The sequence below is a fragment of the Hafnia sp. genome (assembly GCF_036648275.1).
Lineage (GTDB): Bacteria > Pseudomonadota > Gammaproteobacteria > Enterobacterales > Enterobacteriaceae > Hafnia > Hafnia alvei.
Map to the genome: position 1 here is coordinate 70,061 of NZ_JAVXIQ010000007.1, position 17,404 is coordinate 87,464.

Annotated in this window: 16 protein-coding genes; 11 read left to right on the top strand and 5 right to left on the bottom strand. The window is 48.9% G+C overall.

The window, feature by feature from the left end; all coding sequences use genetic code 11:
- Window positions 1-190: 190 nt before the first annotated feature.
- A complete protein-coding gene (gene fumA / locus RSC70_RS08810; RefSeq protein WP_332542245.1) occupies window positions 191-1,837 on the top strand; it encodes a class I fumarate hydratase FumA in 1,647 nt (548 codons plus the stop codon).
- A 71-nt stretch (window positions 1,838-1,908) separates the two neighbouring features.
- On the opposite strand, the gene fetB is transcribed toward fumA, so the two are convergent.
- The 3 genes from fetB to pyrC form a co-directional block, all read right to left on the bottom strand.
- The gene (fetB, locus tag RSC70_RS08815; RefSeq protein WP_040046503.1) at window positions 1,909-2,667 is read right to left on the bottom strand and encodes an iron efflux ABC transporter permease subunit FetB; all 759 of its coding nucleotides are present in this window, start codon (window positions 2,665-2,667) and stop codon (window positions 1,909-1,911) included.
- On the bottom strand, window positions 2,664-3,326 hold the full coding sequence (fetA, locus tag RSC70_RS08820; protein WP_040046504.1) for an iron efflux ABC transporter ATP-binding subunit FetA: 663 nt from the start codon (window positions 3,324-3,326) through the stop codon (window positions 2,664-2,666). The genes fetB and fetA overlap by 4 nt, the downstream gene beginning before the upstream one ends.
- 79 nt (window positions 3,327-3,405) lie before the next feature.
- Window positions 3,406-4,452, bottom strand: a complete 1,047-nt coding sequence (gene pyrC / locus RSC70_RS08825) for a dihydroorotase (protein ID WP_130999073.1) — start codon at window positions 4,450-4,452, stop codon at window positions 3,406-3,408.
- 259 nt (window positions 4,453-4,711) lie between these two features.
- Between pyrC and RSC70_RS08830 the strand changes: the two genes are divergently transcribed.
- Window positions 4,712-5,002, top strand: a complete 291-nt coding sequence (locus RSC70_RS08830) for a putative quinol monooxygenase (RefSeq protein ID WP_043493705.1) — start codon at window positions 4,712-4,714, stop codon at window positions 5,000-5,002.
- A 391-nt stretch (window positions 5,003-5,393) separates the two neighbouring features.
- On the opposite strand, the gene rne is transcribed toward RSC70_RS08830, so the two are convergent.
- The gene (gene rne / locus RSC70_RS08835) at window positions 5,394-8,801 is read right to left on the bottom strand and encodes a ribonuclease E (RefSeq protein ID WP_332542301.1); all 3,408 of its coding nucleotides are present in this window, start codon (window positions 8,799-8,801) and stop codon (window positions 5,394-5,396) included.
- Window positions 8,802-9,408: 607 nt separating this feature from the next.
- Here rne and rluC point away from each other — a divergent pair.
- The gene (gene rluC, locus RSC70_RS08840; protein ID WP_025797197.1) at window positions 9,409-10,368 is read left to right on the top strand and encodes a 23S rRNA pseudouridine(955/2504/2580) synthase RluC; all 960 of its coding nucleotides are present in this window, start codon (window positions 9,409-9,411) and stop codon (window positions 10,366-10,368) included.
- A 40-nt stretch (window positions 10,369-10,408) separates the two neighbouring features.
- Here the strand turns inward: rluC and RSC70_RS08845 are convergent, their stop codons facing one another.
- Window positions 10,409-11,008: a Maf family protein gene (locus RSC70_RS08845; protein ID WP_130999075.1), complete on the bottom strand. Its 600-nt coding sequence runs from the start codon at window positions 11,006-11,008 to the stop codon at window positions 10,409-10,411.
- 141 nt (window positions 11,009-11,149) lie between these two features.
- Between RSC70_RS08845 and yceD the strand changes: the two genes are divergently transcribed.
- From yceD to fabF, 8 genes are all read left to right on the top strand, one after another.
- A complete protein-coding gene (gene yceD, locus RSC70_RS08850) occupies window positions 11,150-11,671 on the top strand; it encodes a 23S rRNA accumulation protein YceD (protein ID WP_040046509.1) in 522 nt (173 codons plus the stop codon).
- Between the two features lie 16 nt (window positions 11,672-11,687).
- Complete coding sequence (gene rpmF / locus RSC70_RS08855) at window positions 11,688-11,858, top strand: 50S ribosomal protein L32 (protein ID WP_004092921.1); 171 nt, start codon at window positions 11,688-11,690, stop codon at window positions 11,856-11,858.
- Window positions 11,859-11,885: 27 nt separating this feature from the next.
- On the top strand, window positions 11,886-12,920 hold the full coding sequence (gene plsX / locus RSC70_RS08860; protein ID WP_071892217.1) for a phosphate acyltransferase PlsX: 1,035 nt from the start codon (window positions 11,886-11,888) through the stop codon (window positions 12,918-12,920).
- Between the two features lie 6 nt (window positions 12,921-12,926).
- Window positions 12,927-13,877 (top strand): beta-ketoacyl-ACP synthase III, encoded by a 951-nt coding sequence (locus tag RSC70_RS08865; protein WP_025797189.1) that lies wholly within the window; start codon window positions 12,927-12,929, stop codon window positions 13,875-13,877.
- 100 nt (window positions 13,878-13,977) lie between these two features.
- Window positions 13,978-14,907 (top strand): ACP S-malonyltransferase, encoded by a 930-nt coding sequence (fabD, locus tag RSC70_RS08870; RefSeq protein WP_025797187.1) that lies wholly within the window; start codon window positions 13,978-13,980, stop codon window positions 14,905-14,907.
- Between the two features lie 13 nt (window positions 14,908-14,920).
- Entirely contained in the window at window positions 14,921-15,655 is a 735-nt protein-coding gene (gene fabG / locus RSC70_RS08875) for a 3-oxoacyl-ACP reductase FabG (protein ID WP_332542302.1), read from the top strand.
- Between the two features lie 154 nt (window positions 15,656-15,809).
- Window positions 15,810-16,046 carry an acyl carrier protein gene (gene acpP, locus RSC70_RS08880; RefSeq protein WP_004092933.1) on the top strand — a complete coding sequence of 79 codons (237 nt, stop codon included), beginning with the start codon at window positions 15,810-15,812 and terminating at the stop codon, window positions 16,044-16,046.
- Window positions 16,047-16,135: 89 nt separating this feature from the next.
- Complete coding sequence (fabF, locus tag RSC70_RS08885) at window positions 16,136-17,377, top strand: beta-ketoacyl-ACP synthase II (RefSeq protein WP_025797183.1); 1,242 nt, start codon at window positions 16,136-16,138, stop codon at window positions 17,375-17,377.
- Window positions 17,378-17,404 lie beyond the last annotated feature (27 nt).

Consider the following 17,404-nt stretch of genomic DNA (forward strand, 5'->3'; position numbering starts at 1 on the left):
CCTGTGAAGCCGGAAAGCACCTATGCAAAAAGTACCCCTTTATAATTAGAGGGTATATTTTGGATTTAGCTCAAGAATCAACAGGCTAAAAACACGTAAGGTGGTGGTGTTTTCTTTACACAGTGAGCCGGCGAAGAACAGGCCGCGTGAGTGTGAATCTACTGAAGCTGATGTTGCAAGTGAGAAAAAAATGTCAAATAAGCCATTTCATTACCAAGATCCGTTCCCGCTGAAAAAAGACGAGACTGAATACTATCTGTTAAGTCGAGATCATGTGTCCGTTGCCGAGTTTGAAGGGCAAGAAATCCTGAAGGTTGAGCCGCAGGCGCTGACTCTCCTTGCACAGCATGCTTTCCATGATGCTTCTTTCATGCTGCGCCCTGCACATCAGCAGCAAGTCGCTCAAATTCTGGACGATCCAGAAGCCAGCGAGAACGATAAATATGTTGCCCTGCAATTTCTGCGCAACTCAGAGATTGCGGCAAAAGGCATTCTGCCTACCTGTCAGGATACGGGCACGGCAATTATCGTAGGCAAAAAAGGCCAGCGAGTATGGACCGGCGGCGGTGACGAAGCGGCGCTGTCTCGTGGTGTCTACAACACTTATATTGAAGATAACCTGCGCTATTCGCAAAATGCGGCGCTGGATATGTATAAAGAAGTGAATACCGGCAGCAATCTGCCTGCACAGATCGATTTATACAGCGTCGATGGCGATGAGTATAAATTCCTGTGCATTGCTAAAGGCGGCGGTTCTGCGAACAAAACCTATCTCTATCAGGAAACCAAAGCGCTATTAACGCCAGGCAAGCTCAAAAATTATCTGGTGGATAAAATGCGTACTTTGGGTACAGCAGCCTGTCCTCCTTATCACGTTGCGTTTGTTATTGGCGGCACCTCCGCTGAATCTACGCTAAAAACCGTGAAGCTGGCCTCGACGAAATACTATGACGGATTGCCAACCGAAGGTAATGAGCATGGTCAGGCCTTCCGTGATATCGAGCTGGAACAAGAACTGCTGAAAGAAGCGCAGAATTTGGGGCTGGGTGCTCAGTTTGGTGGGAAATATTTCGCTCATGACGTGCGCGTTATTCGTTTGCCTCGCCACGGCGCATCGTGTCCAGTGGGTATGGGCGTTTCCTGTTCTGCGGATCGAAATATCAAAGCGAAAATTAACCGTGAAGGTATTTGGATTGAAAAACTGGAAAGCAATCCGGGTAAATATATTCCTGAACACCTGCGCAAAGCCGGCGAGGGCGAAGCGGTTAAAGTTGATTTAAACCGTCCGATGTCTGAAATATTGCAGCAGCTTTCTCAGTATCCGGTTTCTACGCGTCTGTCGCTGAGCGGAACTATTGTTGTTGGCCGTGATATTGCTCATGCGAAGCTGAAAGAGCGCTTAGATAACGGTGAAGACCTGCCTCAATACGTTAAAGATCATCCTATTTATTATGCGGGTCCGGCGAAAACTCCAGAAGGTTACGCGTCTGGTTCTTTAGGCCCAACAACGGCTGGCCGTATGGACTCTTACGTTGAACTGCTTCAGGCTAACGGTGGCAGCATGGTGATGTTGGCAAAAGGCAACCGCAGCCAGCAAGTCACGGATGCGTGTAAAAAACACGGTGGTTTCTACCTAGGCAGTATTGGTGGCCCAGCGGCGGTGCTGGCTCAGCAGAGTATTAAGAGCCTTGAGTGTCTTGAATACCCTGAGCTGGGTATGGAAGCCATTTGGAAAATTGAAGTTGAAGATTTCCCTGCGTTTATTTTGGTTGATGACAAAGGCAATGACTTCTTCCAAGTGATCCAATCAGAGCAGTGTACTCGCTGCGTGAAATGACCGATCGCTGATATCTCGTCTAATAAAAAGCCCTGCTGATTATGCAGGGCTTTTTGCTATTGGAGTGTGAACTACAATAATTGTGAACGATCAGAATAAAATTTCTTATAGGCAAGATAGCCCGCAATGATAGTGGAAAGACTTGCTGTAGAAAGCAGCATGAATGTCACCATGATTTGGTAGCGAATCGCTTTGACCGGATCGACGCCCGCAAAAATCAAACCAGACATCATTCCAGGCAGGCTGACTAAGCCAACTGTTTTGGCGGAATCAACGGTGGGGATCAGCGCTGCTTTTATACTGGCACGAATAATGGAAGCAGATGATTGTTTCGGTGTTGCCCCTAAGCTCAACATCTCTTGGACTTTCTGCTTTTCATCGGCAAAACGCTGTCGCAGATTGTTGTAGCATAATCCAACGGCAACCATCGCATTACCGGCAATCATGCCGGAGATGGGGATGACCTGCATGGGGGTAAACGTAATGGAGCCGCTGCCGATCAGAACGGCTAACGTGAGCGCGGTGCCGGTCACAATAGCAATAAGAGAAATAACGAAAGCATGGCTTAAACCTTTGCTGCGTTTTTTCGCGTTATAGGCCGCGTTGACGCAGATAAAAAGCACCATCAATAGCGTGAGTAGCGCGTGGTCGATATTGAAAATATATTTAAGTACGTAGCCAACGATAATGAGCTGAATAATCGCACGGGTAACGCTCCAGATAATATCCTTCTCTAACCCGAGTTTTTCTTTCCCGCTGATAAGCAGGGCAATAGCTACAAGGGCTAATGCCATGATTAACGATTGGTCGGTGATGTTATGTTCGCTCATTGTTTGGCCTCTGGTGCTTCGTATTTTGTCATGCGCAGAAGGTTATGAGACTGGCTGATTTCGTCGCTGTTGTGGGTGACCCACAAAACAGCAATGCCGGCGTGGGTAATTAAATCATCAATCACCTGATGCACGATTTGCTTATTTTTATCGTCTAGCGCGCTGGTTATTTCGTCTAGCAATAAGATCTCTGGCAGGTATTGGATGTTGCGCAGCAAAGCAACGCGCTGTTTTTCGCCGCCAGAGAGATCGTCGATTTTCTTATCTAGCGAGTGCAGTGGAAGATCGAACTGTAATAATCCACGCTTTATTTTTTCTAAATCAACTTTATCGCCGCGGATTTTATAGGGAAACTGAAGATTGTCTTTGACCGTGTCGCCGAACAACATCGGGGTTTGGAAGCAGTATGAAACTTGCTGGCGATACGCCTCTGGTTTCAGAGTGAGGATATTTTTACCTTTGAGAAAAATATCACCCGAGGTTGGAGGAAACAGTGAGGCGATAATTTTTAGCAGGGTGCTTTTTCCACAGCCAGAAGGGCCGGTGATAACTTTAAGCTCTTTGGGCTGAAGCGTAAGTGAGAGATTATCGATAATGATCTGCTGGTCTGCGCTAAAGCAAATGTTTCGGAGCTCAAGTAGGTTCTCCGTATTATTCATTTCATCTTCCATTTTAATTGATTAACCCACTCTGAGAAGTGGGTTAATTTAACTTTCAGGTATCACTCTGCGGCCGAGTTTAGGCCTTTACTGTCCATTGAACGGTTTCACCAGCTAAGAATGGGATTAACGTATCATCGCCGCAGGGAATAGATTCTTCGATAGTAACGGGTTCACGTACCAACTCAATATAGCTGTCGTTAACTGGCAAGTTATAGAAAGCGGGGCCATTGAGAGAGCAGAATGCTTCGAGGTGCTGTAGCGCATTCTCTTGTTCAAATACCGCTGCGTAGGCTTGGAGCGCTGTCGGTGCGTTAAATACCCCCGCACAGCCACAGCTAGACTCTTTACGCTGTCGTGAATGAGGTGCTGAGTCGGTGCCAAGGAAGAAGCGGGTGTTGCCGCTGGTCGCTGCCTTACGCAGGGCTTCTTGGTGGGTGCTGCGCTTCAATATTGGCAGGCAGAATAAATGCGGGCGGATGCCGCCAACCAGCATATGGTTACGGTTAAACATCAGATGCTGTGGCGTAATGGTGGCCGCGAGATACTCATTACCCTCAGTCACAAACTCGGCGGCTTCTCGGGTAGTAATGTGCTCGAAGACAATTTTTAGCTCAGGGAAGTTCTGGCGTAATGGCAGCATCACTTCGTCAATAAAACGCGCCTCGCGGTCGAAAATATCAACATCGTGCAGCGTGACTTCTCCGTGAATAAGCAGCGGCATGCCGCTTTTCTGCATTTGTTCAAACAGCGGGTAAAGCCCTGGAACTGAGGTTACGCCATGTTTGGAATTGGTGGTCGCATTTGCTGGATAAAGCTTGGCAGCTGTAAATACGCCATCGGCATGGCCAGAGATTAACTCGTTGGCATCTAAGCCATCGGTTAAATAACAGGTCATCAGCGGTGTAAAGTTATGCTCTGCTGGAACAGCATCAAGAATACGTTGGCGATAAGCCTGCGCCTGAGCAATGCTGGTGATCGGCGGAACCAGATTAGGCATCACAATAGCACGGGCAAAGTGCTGGCTAGTATGCGGCAAAACGGTTTTCAGCATTTCGTCATCGCGAAGATGGAGATGCCAGTCATCTGGGCGGCGGATCTTAAGGGCGTGCTGCATTACGGTCATTACAAGGCTCCGGCTGACAATGCTGTCATGAGTGATGTTGACGATACAGATCTTGCGAGACACACTTTCCAACTGAAGGATGAAAATGTGTTTTTGTGGCGGGGGATAAGGATAAGGGCAAATGGACTAAGATGCACTCGTTTGTTGTGTTCTATTGATAATTCATATAATTCCAGCAGGATTTTGTGTGATAAAAAGCGTAGTCTGGCAATAGGTTTTACATGAATGAATTCAGTGGACATGAAAAAGGAGCACCACGATGAGTGAAGTTCGTATAGTTGCAACTTTAATAGCTAAACCTGAACACAAAGCGGCTATTCACAGCGCGGTTGAGCGTGTTGTTGAGCCAAGCAGACAAGAAATGGGTAATATCCAATATGATCTGCATGAGGAGATTGGACACAAAGGGACCTATGTTTTCTTCGAGGTGTGGGCGTCTCAGGAAGCGGTAGATCGTCATAATAATACCGTCCATTTCCAGAACTTCGTAAAAGAAGTTGAAGGAAAACTGGAAACACTCGATATAAAAGTATTACATCAGATTGCCTGATATATAGAGCAGGCGTGTGGATGAATATATTCTAGCGTCTGCGTGTCGAGTATAGCGATATAACTCACTACGTGCCCACTCTTTAATACGAAACACGTGGGTATAGCCAGTCTCCGGGGGCTAAGGTTTTCCTTAATGCCCATTGCATCATGCAGCCGGAGACTGTGCGGGCATAATACAGTGAGATGCTGGAAATTCTAGCCAAATTATATTTCATCTGTAAGAAACTTATCATAGCTCAAACGATGATTAATTATTATGCTAATTAATTATGATATGTATTATTAAATAACTGAGAATGATTTTTGTTATTTAGTAAATATATTCCTATTTAATTAATCGATATAAAAAACCCGCCATCGGCGGGTTTTTTATTTACTACACTCGCTGATTAGTCAGTAACCGCTGGTGGCTTGGTCGCTGGAGCCGTCGCTTGGCTCACCGCAGCGTGTCCACCGGCACCGCCTTTGCTCTGCAAATCCAGAGTAGGGCGTTGCCAGTTGCTGACGACAGGCGCAGAAGGTACATATTCTGGCGCTGGAGCCTTGGTCATCGGCGCTGATGCCACGCGTTGCGCTTTCGCTGCAACAACGACAACAGGCTTCGCTGCTACGACTGGTTGCACAGGTTCTTCGGCAACAACTTGAGCAACCGGTTCTTCAGCTGTCAATTCGTCAACTACCGCTTCTTCCGTTGCTTCAACAGCTGGCGTTTCGACCGCAGTTGTTTCTACGATAGCAGGCTCTGCAGAAGTCTCTTCAACGACAGTTTCTGTCATTACGGTATCTGTTACGACAGGCGCTTCAGACGTCGTTTCTTCAACTACAGTGACTTTATCATCGACCGCTGGCTCTTCAACTGCTGGTGTTGGTTCTTCAACAGCGGTCGGTTCGTCATTGATAACTTGAGCTGGCACGATGGCGTCAAACGCAGCTGGGACTGCTGCTGCAGAGGTAGCGACGACCGGTGCGGAGGCAGCGGGCTTCTCTACAACTGGCGCAACAACGGCTGGTTCAACCACGTTTGATACAGCAACAACAGGCTCAACAACGACAGGTGTGGCAACAGGTTCTTCGGCGATAACAGGCTGCTCAGCAACATGTTCAGTCACAGATTCGTTGGCCAGTGAAACAGGTGCTTGTTCAATCGGTTGTTCGATAGCGGCAGCCTGTGTTTCAACTTCTGTCTCCGCGATAGCCGGCTGTGCGACTGGATAGCTAATCCACACCTTGCCAGAAGCCATCTCAGGTGATGCTGCTGCAAATGCCAACGGCATTGGCGACTGAGTTGGATAACGCTCATCACGATAACGACGACGACGCTGGCCGCTCACACGCAGATGGCGAGGAGAGCGACGTGAACGACGTGGCATACCGTTTTCACCTTGGCGGTTATCACGGAACCCTTCATCATCATTGTTTTGCTGCTGTGCTGGTTCAGCTTGTGGTGCGGTTTCTGCAACCACTGGCGCTGTGACAACGGCAGGGACAGATGCTGTGGCCAGAGCTGCGGCGGCATCGTCTTCAGCTTGAGTCGTGAAGCGAACTTTCTGAGTCAGTTGGCGACGCTGACGGCGCGGCACGTGCTGATTCTCTTCGCGGCTGTTTTCTTCAGCCTCATTCGCTACTGCGACATCGTTGTTTTCCAGCGCTTTAACTTCCTGCTGGGCTTGACGCTTATCTTCAGTACGGCGACGTTGGCGATCGTTATTACGCGGCTCACGGCGAGGCTGCTGCTCATCACGTTGTTCTACGTTCGCTGTTTCAACGCTCACATCAGCATTTACTGGTTGTGTTGACTGACGACGGTTGCGACGCTGGTCTTCACGGTTGCTGTTGCGGTCGTTATTACGCTCGTTGCTGCGTTCGGTGCGCTCACCGCGGTCGTTACGATCGTTGTTGCGCTCGTTACGGTCGTTGCTACGGTCAGAGCGGTCATTACGATCGCGGCGGCCATTCTGCTGGCGGCGGTTGTTGTTACGACGATCCTGATTCTGACGGCGAGGTTCTTCAGCAGGCGTTGAAACTTCTACGGCTGGTTTTTGCTCAGGCTCAGAACCTGCAAAAATGTTTTTCAGCGCAGAGAAGAAACGGCTTACTAAACCTGGTTGAGCAGGTGTTTCAGGTTGAGCTACGGTTTTGGCCGCAGGCGCAGCAGCTACCGGAGTCGCTGTTTCTGCCGGTGGCGCTTCAACATCCAGTGAGAATGCCGCCAACGCAGGCTGTTCTGGACGTTTACGTTCCAGAACTGGTTCTTCCTCGGCGGTCAGCGTTTCCGCTTCATGCAACTGAGGCAGCAGATAGCTAAGGGTGCTGGTCTCTTCACCTTTGCGCACACGAACTACGTTGTAGTGCGGAGTTTGCATCTGGTCGTTAGGCACCACGATAACTTTAACGCCGTCCTGACGTTTTTCGATGGCGCTAACAGATTCACGTTTTTCGTTCAGCAGGTAAGAGGCAACCGGAACTGGAACGATAGCGTGAACTTCATTGGTGTTCTCTTTCAGCGCTTCTTCTTCAATCAAACGCAGGATGGAGAGTGAAAGTGACTCGTTATCACGCACGGTACCGGTGCCGTTACAGCGCGGGCAAACGTGGTGGCTTGACTCACCCAGTGATGGGCTGAGGCGTTGACGAGACATTTCAAGCAGGCCAAAGCGAGAGATGCGACCAATCTGAATACGCGCTCGGTCTTGGCGAACAGCATCACGCAGACGGTTTTCAACTTCGCGCTGATGACGAACTGGCGTCATATCGATGAAGTCGATAACAATCAGGCCACCAAGGTCACGCAGACGCAGCTGGCGAGCAATTTCATCAGCGGCTTCAAGGTTGGTGTTGAATGCGGTTTCTTCGATGTCACCACCGCGTGTAGCGCGTGCGGAGTTGATGTCGATAGCTGTCAGGGCTTCAGTGGAGTCAATAACAATGGAGCCGCCGGAAGGCAGGCGAACTTCACGTTGGAATGCTGACTCAATCTGAGATTCGATTTGGTAGTGGCTAAACAGCGGGATTTCACCGGTATAGAGTTTAATCTTGCTGCTAAAATCAGGACGTCCCAGCGCGGCGATATGCTGTTTGGCCAGATCGAGAATTTTTGGATTATCAATCAGGATTTCGCCAATGTCTGGGCGCAGGTAGTCGCGGAATGCGCGAACAATAACGTTGCTTTCCTGATGGATAAGGAACGGAGCAGGGCGGCCTTCAGCGGCTTTTTTAATGGCATCCCAATGTTTCAAGCGGAATGACAGATCCCATTGCAGGGCTTCGGCTGATTTGCCAACGCCTGCGGTACGAACAATAAGGCCCATGCCGTCGGGTAACTGCAGAGAAGAAAGGGCTTCTTTCAATTCAGTGCGGTCATCACCTTCGATGCGACGAGAGATCCCGCCAGCGCGTGGGTTATTAGGCATCAGTACTAAGTAACTACCAGCAAGGCTGATAAACGTTGTTAGTGCCGCGCCTTTGTTGCCACGCTCTTCTTTGTCAACCTGAACAATAACTTCCTGACCTTCGCGTAAAACATCTTTGATGTTTGGACGGCCATGTGAGGAGTAATTGTTTGGGAAATATTCGCGGGCAATTTCTTTGAGGGGGAGAAAACCATGTCGTTCAGCACCGTAATCTACAAAAGCAGCTTCCAGACTTGGCTCAATACGGGTTATTTTTCCCTTGTAGATATTCGCTTTTTTCTGTTCGTGGCCTGGGCTTTCAATATCCAGATCGTACAGACGCTGTCCGTCTACTAGGGCAACACGCAACTCTTCCTGCTGAGTTGCGTTAATCAACATTCTTTTCATCTTCAACTTACTCATTTTTTTTGCATTGGCAACTAAGCTGCGGGCAAAATAACGTCCTGACCGAGAGGAAGACCGATGACCCCGAGTCTTATCGCAAAGTCGTCAACCTCACGGTTGTCGCCTGCATAGGGGCGCATATTTCGGTAAGCCTATGTTTCTTAGCGAAAATACAGCTTTGTGAAACACAGCACTGTTTATCAGTCAATGATTGCAAAAATATGCAGCATTGCTGATTCCATGTTTTAGGTCAGACTGCTACCCACAGCCCGCTAATTACTTGATTTCACACTACGTCTTACGCCATTGCTGCATTTCTGTGGCATCAAGTAAACGTCAAGTCCCGTCGTTTTCCCTGTCTTAATGAGAATTAACGCGGAAATCTTTGTCATTATTCCACTGCAACGGCCTGTATAGCAAGACGACTTTTACCCTTATCAAGAAGATTCTTGCGGTACTTCACAACAAGTCTGTCTGGTTGCTCGTATATTAGGCAGAATGCGGGCGCAAACGTTCTCTCCGCTCTCATAATTCTTACCTTTCACGATAATCTGCCGTTAGCTCAAAAAAGAAGTGGCATGCCGTTGAATGCCTCTTTAAAATCGCGCCCATGAATATGAATAACACCTCAGTAAAGTTAGTCACGATTGCCGCCGATGAGGCAGGGCAGCGTATTGATAATTTTTTGCGCAATCAGCTGAAAGGCGTGCCAAAAAGTATGATTTATCGCATCGTGCGTAAGGGCGAGGTGCGAGTTAATAAAAAACGCATCAAGCCAGAATATAAATTGCAGCCGGGTGATGAAGTTCGAATCCCACCGGTGCGGATTGCCGAACGCGATGAGGCTCCCGTTTCGGCAAAGCTGGACAAAGTGGCCGCGCTGAATGATTGCATTATCTTTGAAGATGATCATTTATTGGTGCTGAACAAACCGTCGGGTACCGCCGTGCATGGCGGCAGTGGCTTAAGCTTTGGTGTTATCGAAGGACTGCGCGCATTACGTCCAGAAGCGCGTTTTCTGGAGCTAGTGCACCGCCTAGACCGTGAAACCTCCGGTGTATTATTGGTCGCTAAGAAGCGTTCTGCACTGCGTGCGTTGCATGAGCAACTGCGCATGAAAGGGATGCAGAAAGACTATTTGGCGCTGGTTCGTGGTCAGTGGCAGTCGCATTGTAAAGTTGTGCAGGCGCCGCTACTCAAAAATATTCTGCAAAGCGGCGAGCGTATTGTTCGCGTTAATGCTGAGGGCAAACCGTCTGAAACGCGCTTTAAGGTTGAAGAGCGTTTTGAGCATGCAACCTTGGTGAAGGCCAGCCCAGTAACGGGCCGAACTCATCAAATCCGCGTGCATGCGCTGCATGCTGGTCATCCGATTGCTTTCGATGATCGCTATGGCGATCGTGATTTTGATGCTGAGCTGAAGGGAACAGGCCTAGACCGCTTATTCTTACATGCTGCCGCATTACGCTTTGAACATCCGAATACAGGCGAAACCATGCGGGTGGAAGCCCCTATGGACAAGAAATTGCGCCATTGTCTCGATGTGTTGCGTAAAACCAAAGCCAGCTAGTCGCTGATAAATTAACTAAGCCGGATCACTCCGGCTTTTTTTATGCTTTATTTTGACCTTCAAGCAATGCGTTATAGCCAAATTTCAGCAGAATTTCGTTGAGAGCAATTAGAGGCAAACCCACTAATGCGTTAGGGTCTCGGCCTTCAAGCTGGCTAAACAGCAATATACCAGCACCTTCGCACATAAAACTGCCTGCACAATACAGCGGCATCTCGAGTTTAATATAGGCGTTGATTTCATCATCGGTTAAGCGGCGAAAGTGCACGTGGAAAGGCTCACAAATAATTTCCTTTTGCATTGTGTGGCTATTTAGCACGCAGAGGCCGGTATAAAAGGTAATGACTTTTCCACTAGCGGCTCGCAATTGTTGATGCGCATTCTCAATCGAACCCGGTTTTCCGACGATTTTCCCATCAATAACGCAGACCTGATCGGAGCCAATAATAAAATGATTAGGGAATTTTTCGCTCAGAGAGTGTGCTTTTTCTTGTGCTAAACGCTGGACGAGATCGGTTGCTGACTCTCCATCTTTTGGGGTTTCATCCGTGTCGGGCGCGGCACAAATGAATTCAACACCGAGCTTTTCAAGTAAAGCTCGGCGGTAGGGCGAAGTAGAGGCTAAAATTAAAGGTGACATATTTTTTCCATAAAGCATGGCGTAATTGAATCTGACATTTTAAACTGTCCGCCGCTCAGGAAGCGAATATTGGAGGGAAAGTGTGCCTGCAAGGCCTTTTCCTTTGACTCTCGGTCTTTACAAAGTTAATATGCGCGCCCTATGCAAAAGGTAAAATTACCCTTGACCCTTGATGCAGTTCGTACTGCACAGAAACGATTAGATTACGTTGGTTTCTATTCGTCTGAGCAGGTAACGCGAGTTGCTGAATCTGTGGTCAGTGTGGATAGCGATGTTGCCGTGTCGTTGTCATTTAATATTGATAACCAGCGGTTAGCGGTGATTACCGGCCATGCCGATGTAGCGGTTACGCTATGTTGTCAGCGCTGTAATCAGACGTTCCAACAGCAGGTCCATACAACGTATTGTTTCAGCCCGGTCGCCAATGACGAGCAGGCTGAGGCATTGCCGGAAGCTTACGAGCCGATCGAAGTCAACGATTTTGGTGAAGTCGATTTGCTGGCAATGGTTGAAGATGAAATCATCCTCGCCCTGCCGGTAGTTCCGGTGCATGAATCTGAACACTGTGAAGTGTCCGACGCGGACATGGTATTTGGTAAACTGCCTCCTGAGGTAGACAAACCAAATCCATTTGCCGCATTAGCCAGTTTAAAGCGTAAGTAATCAAGGAGTAAGGTCAATGGCCGTACAACAGAACAAAAAAACCCGCTCTTGCCGTGGTATGCGTCGTTCACACGATGCGCTGACCACGACTACCGTCTCTGTTGACAAGGTTTCCGGTGAAACTCACCTGCGTCACCATGTCACTGCGGACGGTTTCTACCGCGGTCGCAAGGTTATCGTTAAGTAATACTTTTAGTATTTACAAGGCGATACTTTGACTCGTCTAACCCTCGCGTTAGATGCTATGAGCGGGGATTTCGGTCCTTGCATCACAGTGCCTGCAGCTTTGCAGGCACTGGCGTCTACTTCGTCGCTATACCTTCTAATTGTCGGACAACCCGACGCCATCGCACCTTATCTTGCTAAAGCAGCACCTGCGCTTCAACAACGTTTGCGTGTGATCCCTGCTGAATCAGTTATACCCAACGATGCTAAACTTTCGCATGCTATCCGCACCAGCAAAGGAACATCGATGCGTATCGCGCTTGATTTAGTGAAGAATGGCGAGGCTCAGGCCGTTGTAAGTGCGGGGAATACCGGCGCGCTGATGGGGCTGGCGAAATTGATGCTTAAACCGCTAGACGGTATTGAGCGTCCAGCGCTGATGACGGTGTTACCGAATCAGCAAAAGAGTAAAACGGTAGTGCTAGATTTGGGCGCTAACGTTGAAAGCACTAGTGCCATGTTAGTGCAGTTTGCCGTGATGGGTGCGGTAATGGCGGAAGAGATCGTTGGCATAACCTCGCCACGCATCGCCCTGCTAAACATTGGCGAAGAAGAGTTTAAAGGTTTAGACAATATCCGCGAAGCCGCCGCTGTGCTCAAAAGCACGCCAGCGATTAACTATATCGGCTATCTGGAAGGTAATGATTTGCTGACAGGCAAAACAGATGTGTTGGTTTGTGACGGCTTCGTGGGTAATGTTACGTTAAAGACGATGGAGGGGGTGGTACGTATGTTTCTATCCCTTCTCAAATCACCAGGAGAGAAGCGCAAGCGCTCTTGGTGGCTAAAATTATTGGGGCGCTTGATACAAAAAAGAATTGCTAAGCGTTTCGGTGATTTGAACCCCGACCAGTATAATGGAGCTTGTCTGGTAGGATTACGTGGCACCGTGATTAAAAGCCACGGCGCGGCGAATGAAAAAGCGTTCGCTGTCGCTATCGAACAGGCTGTGCAGGCGGTGCAAAGGCAAATTCCACAGCGAATTGCCCTGCGCCTTGAGGCGATATTACCCAAGAGTGATTGATCGTACATGTATACAAGAATTCTCGGTACGGGGAGCTACCTGCCCGTACAAGTGCGTACCAACGCCGATTTAGAAAGTATGGTTGAAACGTCTGATGAGTGGATTGTTTCCCGTACAGGCATTCGTGAACGTCGCATCGCTGCGCCGGATGAAAACGTATCAACCATGGCATTTGAAGCGGCGAAACATGCGCTTGAGATGTCTGGCCTCGATAAAAATGATATTGGCCTGATCGTTGTTGCTACAACATCGGCAACGCATGCGTTCCCAAGCGCAGCGTGTCAGGTTCAACAGATGCTGGATATCAAAGGCTGTGCGGCCTTTGACGTTGCCGCTGCCTGTGCAGGGTTTACCTACGCGCTGAGCATTGCCGACCAGTACGTTAAAAACGGTGCGGTCAAACACGCGTTGGTGATCGGCTCTGATACTTTAAGCCGTACCCTCGATCCGACCGATCGTGGCACCGTGATCCTCTTTGGTGACGGAGCGGGTGCTGTTGTACTCGGTGCATCTGAAGAAGCGGGTATTCTTTCGACTCATATCCATGCTGACGGTCACTATGGCGAGTTGCTGACTCTGCCAAATCGCCAACGTTACACTGAAGATCAGGCTTATCTGACTATGGCGGGTAACGAAGTGTTTAAGGTGGCCGTAACTGAACTCGCGCATATCGTCGACGAATCTCTTGCTGCGAATAACCTTGAACGTAGCGATTTGGATTGGCTGGTTCCGCATCAGGCTAACCTGCGCATTATCAGCGCAACCGCGAAAAAATTGGGCATGACGTTAGAAAACGTGATCGTGACTCTTGATCGTCACGGCAACACCTCTGCGGCATCCGTGCCTTGCGCGTTAGATGAGGCCGTTCGTGATGGTCGCATTCAGCGTGGTCAATTGATTCTGCTGGAAGCTTTTGGTGGCGGTTTCACCTGGGGTTCTGCTTTGGTTCGTTTTTAATCGTTAAGATTTTCTGACGTTGGCATGAATATTGTTGCTTAAGTTACAGGGTAACAATATTTAACTCGTTGGTTATAAAAAGAATATCAGGAAAACAAACATGTCTAAATTCGCAATGGTGTTTCCAGGGCAGGGCTCGCAAACCGTAGGTATGCTGGCCGATCTTGCGGCGCAATTTCCGATTGTAGAGCAGACTTTTGCTGAGGCATCTGACGCGTTGGGTTACGACCTGTGGAAACTGGTTCAGGAAGGCCCGGCTGAAGAGTTAAACAAAACCTGGCAAACGCAGCCTGCGTTGCTGGCGGCGTCCGTCGCGATTTATCGCGTATGGCAGCAGGAAAATGGTGCTCAGCCTGCAATGATGGCGGGCCATAGCCTCGGTGAGTATTCTGCATTGGTATGTGCCGGTGTTCTGGATTTCAAACAGGCGATTCGTTTAGTTGAACTGCGCGGTAAGCTGATGCAGGAAGCTGTACCTGCGGGTACTGGCGCGATGTCTGCCATTATCGGTTTGGATAACGATGCCATTGCAAAAGCATGTGAAGAGTCTGCTCAGGGTGAGGTTGTTTCTCCTGTGAACTTTAACTCGCCAGGACAGGTTGTTATTGCGGGCAATAAAGACGCCGTTGAGCGTGCTGGTGCTGCGTGTAAAGCGGCCGGTGCAAAACGTGCGCTGCCGTTGCCTGTTAGCGTGCCATCGCACTGTGCGCTAATGAAGCCTGCTGCTGATAAGCTTGCGATTGCGCTGCAGGGTATTGCTTTCAATGCGCCTCAGTTCCCCGTAGTGAATAATGTGGATGTTAAAACTGAAACCTCGCCAGACGCTATCCGTGACGCCTTAGTGCGTCAGCTGTATAGCCCAGTACGCTGGAGTGAATCAGTCGAATTTATGGCAGGTGAGGGCATTGAGCACCTGCTGGAGGTTGGCCCGGGTAAAGTTCTGACCGGTCTGACCAAGCGTATTGTCGATACTATGACGGCAGCTGCGATTAACGACGCTGCGTCTGTATCTGCAGCGCTTGCACAATAAGAAGAGGAAAATGATGAGCTTCGAAGGAAAAATTGCACTGGTCACCGGCGCAAGCCGTGGTATTGGCCGCGCTATTGCTGAGACTTTAGTTGCCCGTGGTGCCCGCGTTATTGGCACCGCAACTAGTGATAAAGGCGCAGAAGATATTAGCGCTTATCTGGGCGAAAACGGCAAAGGTTTAAACCTGAACGTTGTTGATCCGGCTTCTATTGATGCAGTATTGAGCACTATCCGTGCTGAATTTGGCGAAATTGACATTTTGGTCAATAATGCCGGCATTACTCGTGATAACCTATTGATGCGTATGAAGGACGATGAGTGGGAGGATATCCTCGACACGAATCTGACTTCGGTATTCCGCCTGTCAAAAGCGGTTTTACGAGCTATGATGAAAAAACGCTGTGGCCGCATTATCACCATTGGCTCTGTTGTGGGTACAATGGGTAATGCTGGACAAGCAAACTACGCGGCCGCTAAAGCAGGTTTGATTGGCTTTAGTAAGTCTCTAGCACGAGAAGTTGCTTCTCGTGGCATTACCGTTAACGTCGTGGCACCCGGTTTTATTGAAACTGATATGACTCGTGCGTTAACGGATGAACAGCGTGCCGGTATTCTTTCGCAGGTCCCGGCTAACCGCTTGGGTGATGCAAAAGAAATCGCGAATGCTGTTGCTTTTTTAGCTTCAGATGAAGCTGGCTATATCACCGGTGAGACCTTACATGTCAATGGCGGCATGTATATGATCTAAAAATCACGAAAAAAATTTGCGTTTTTTGAGGGAATGACCGCAAAATAGCGCAAAATCGTGGTTTGACCAGCCGGGATTTAGTTGCATCTTTTTCAACTTTCAATACACTACGAAAACCATCGCGAAAGCGAGTTTTGATAGGAAATTTAAGAGTATGAGCACTATCGAAGAACGCGTTAAGAAAATCATTATCGAACAGCTGGGTGTTAAAGAAGACGAAGTCGTGAATGCTGCTTCCTTCGTTGACGATCTGGGTGCTGATTCTCTTGACACCGTTGAACTGGTTATGGCTCTGGAAGAAGAGTTTGATACTGAGATTCCGGACGAAGAAGCAGAAAAGATCACTACTGTTCAAGCAGCAATCGACTACATCGAATCTGCGAACAAGTAATCGAACACATCTAGGCGGTCATTCGACCGCCTACGTTTTTTCCTGCTCTCATAGAGTTTCAAATTAAATTCCCTCCCTGGAGGACAAACGTGTCTAAGCGTCGAGTTGTTGTGACCGGACTGGGCATGTTGTCTCCTGTCGGCAATACTGTAGATTCCACTTGGGATGCTATCGTGGCCGGGCAGAGTGGCATCAGCCTAATCGACCATTTCGATACTAGCGCCTATGCAACGCGTTTTGCTGGCTTAGTAAAGGATTTTAATAGTGAAGACTACATCTCGCGTAAAGATGCACGCAAGATGGATGCCTTCATTCAGTATGGAATCGCTGCCGGTATTCAGGCATTTAAAGATTCTGGGATTGAAGTAACTGAGGAAAATGCTCCACGTATCGGTGCCGCGATTGGTTCTGGTATCGGTGGGCTTGGCCTGATTGAAGAAAATCACAGTGCGCTTGTTAAAGGCGGACCGCGTAAAATCAGCCCATTCTTCGTGCCTTCAACCATTGTGAACATGGTAGCGGGTCATCTGACTATCATGTTAGGTCTGCGTGGCCCAAGCATTTCTATTGCAACGGCATGTACTTCTGGTGTGCATAACATCGGACATGCAGCTCGTATGATCGCGTATAACGACGCAGACGTCATGCTGGCAGGTGGTGCAGAAAAAGCAAGTACACCTCTGGGTGTCGGTGGCTTTGGTGCCGCACGCGCACTGTCAACGCGTAACGATAACCCGCAAGCGGCAAGCCGCCCGTGGGATAAAGATCGTGACGGTTTCGTTCTCGGTGACGGTGCTGGTATTCTGGTTCTTGAAGAATACGAGCATGCGAAAGCGCGTGGTGCAAAAATTTATGCTGAAATCGTTGGTTTCGGTATGAGTAGCGATGCTTACCACATGACTTCTCCACCGGAAAACGGTGAAGGTGCAGCACTGGCGATGGTGAATGCTCTGCGTGATGCAGGCTTGAACCCATCTCAGGTTGGCTACATCAACGCTCACGGAACGTCTACTCCGGCGGGCGACAAAGCAGAAACTCAGGCAGTGAAAAGTGTATACGGCGCAGATGCCGCTAAAGTAATGGTCAGCTCCACCAAGTCTATGACGGGACACCTTCTGGGTGCCGCTGGTGCAGTTGAATCTATCTTTACTATTCTGACGCTGCGCGACCAAATTGTTGCGCCAACCATCAACTTGGATAATCCAGATGAAGGTTGTGATCTTGACTTTGTACCAGGCGAAGCTCGTCAGGTGAAAGGTTTGGAATATGCACTGTGTAACTCCTTCGGCTTTGGTGGCACTAACGGTTCTGTGATTTTTCGCAAGATCTAAGTCGCTTAAGTTTTGAGATGTTATCTG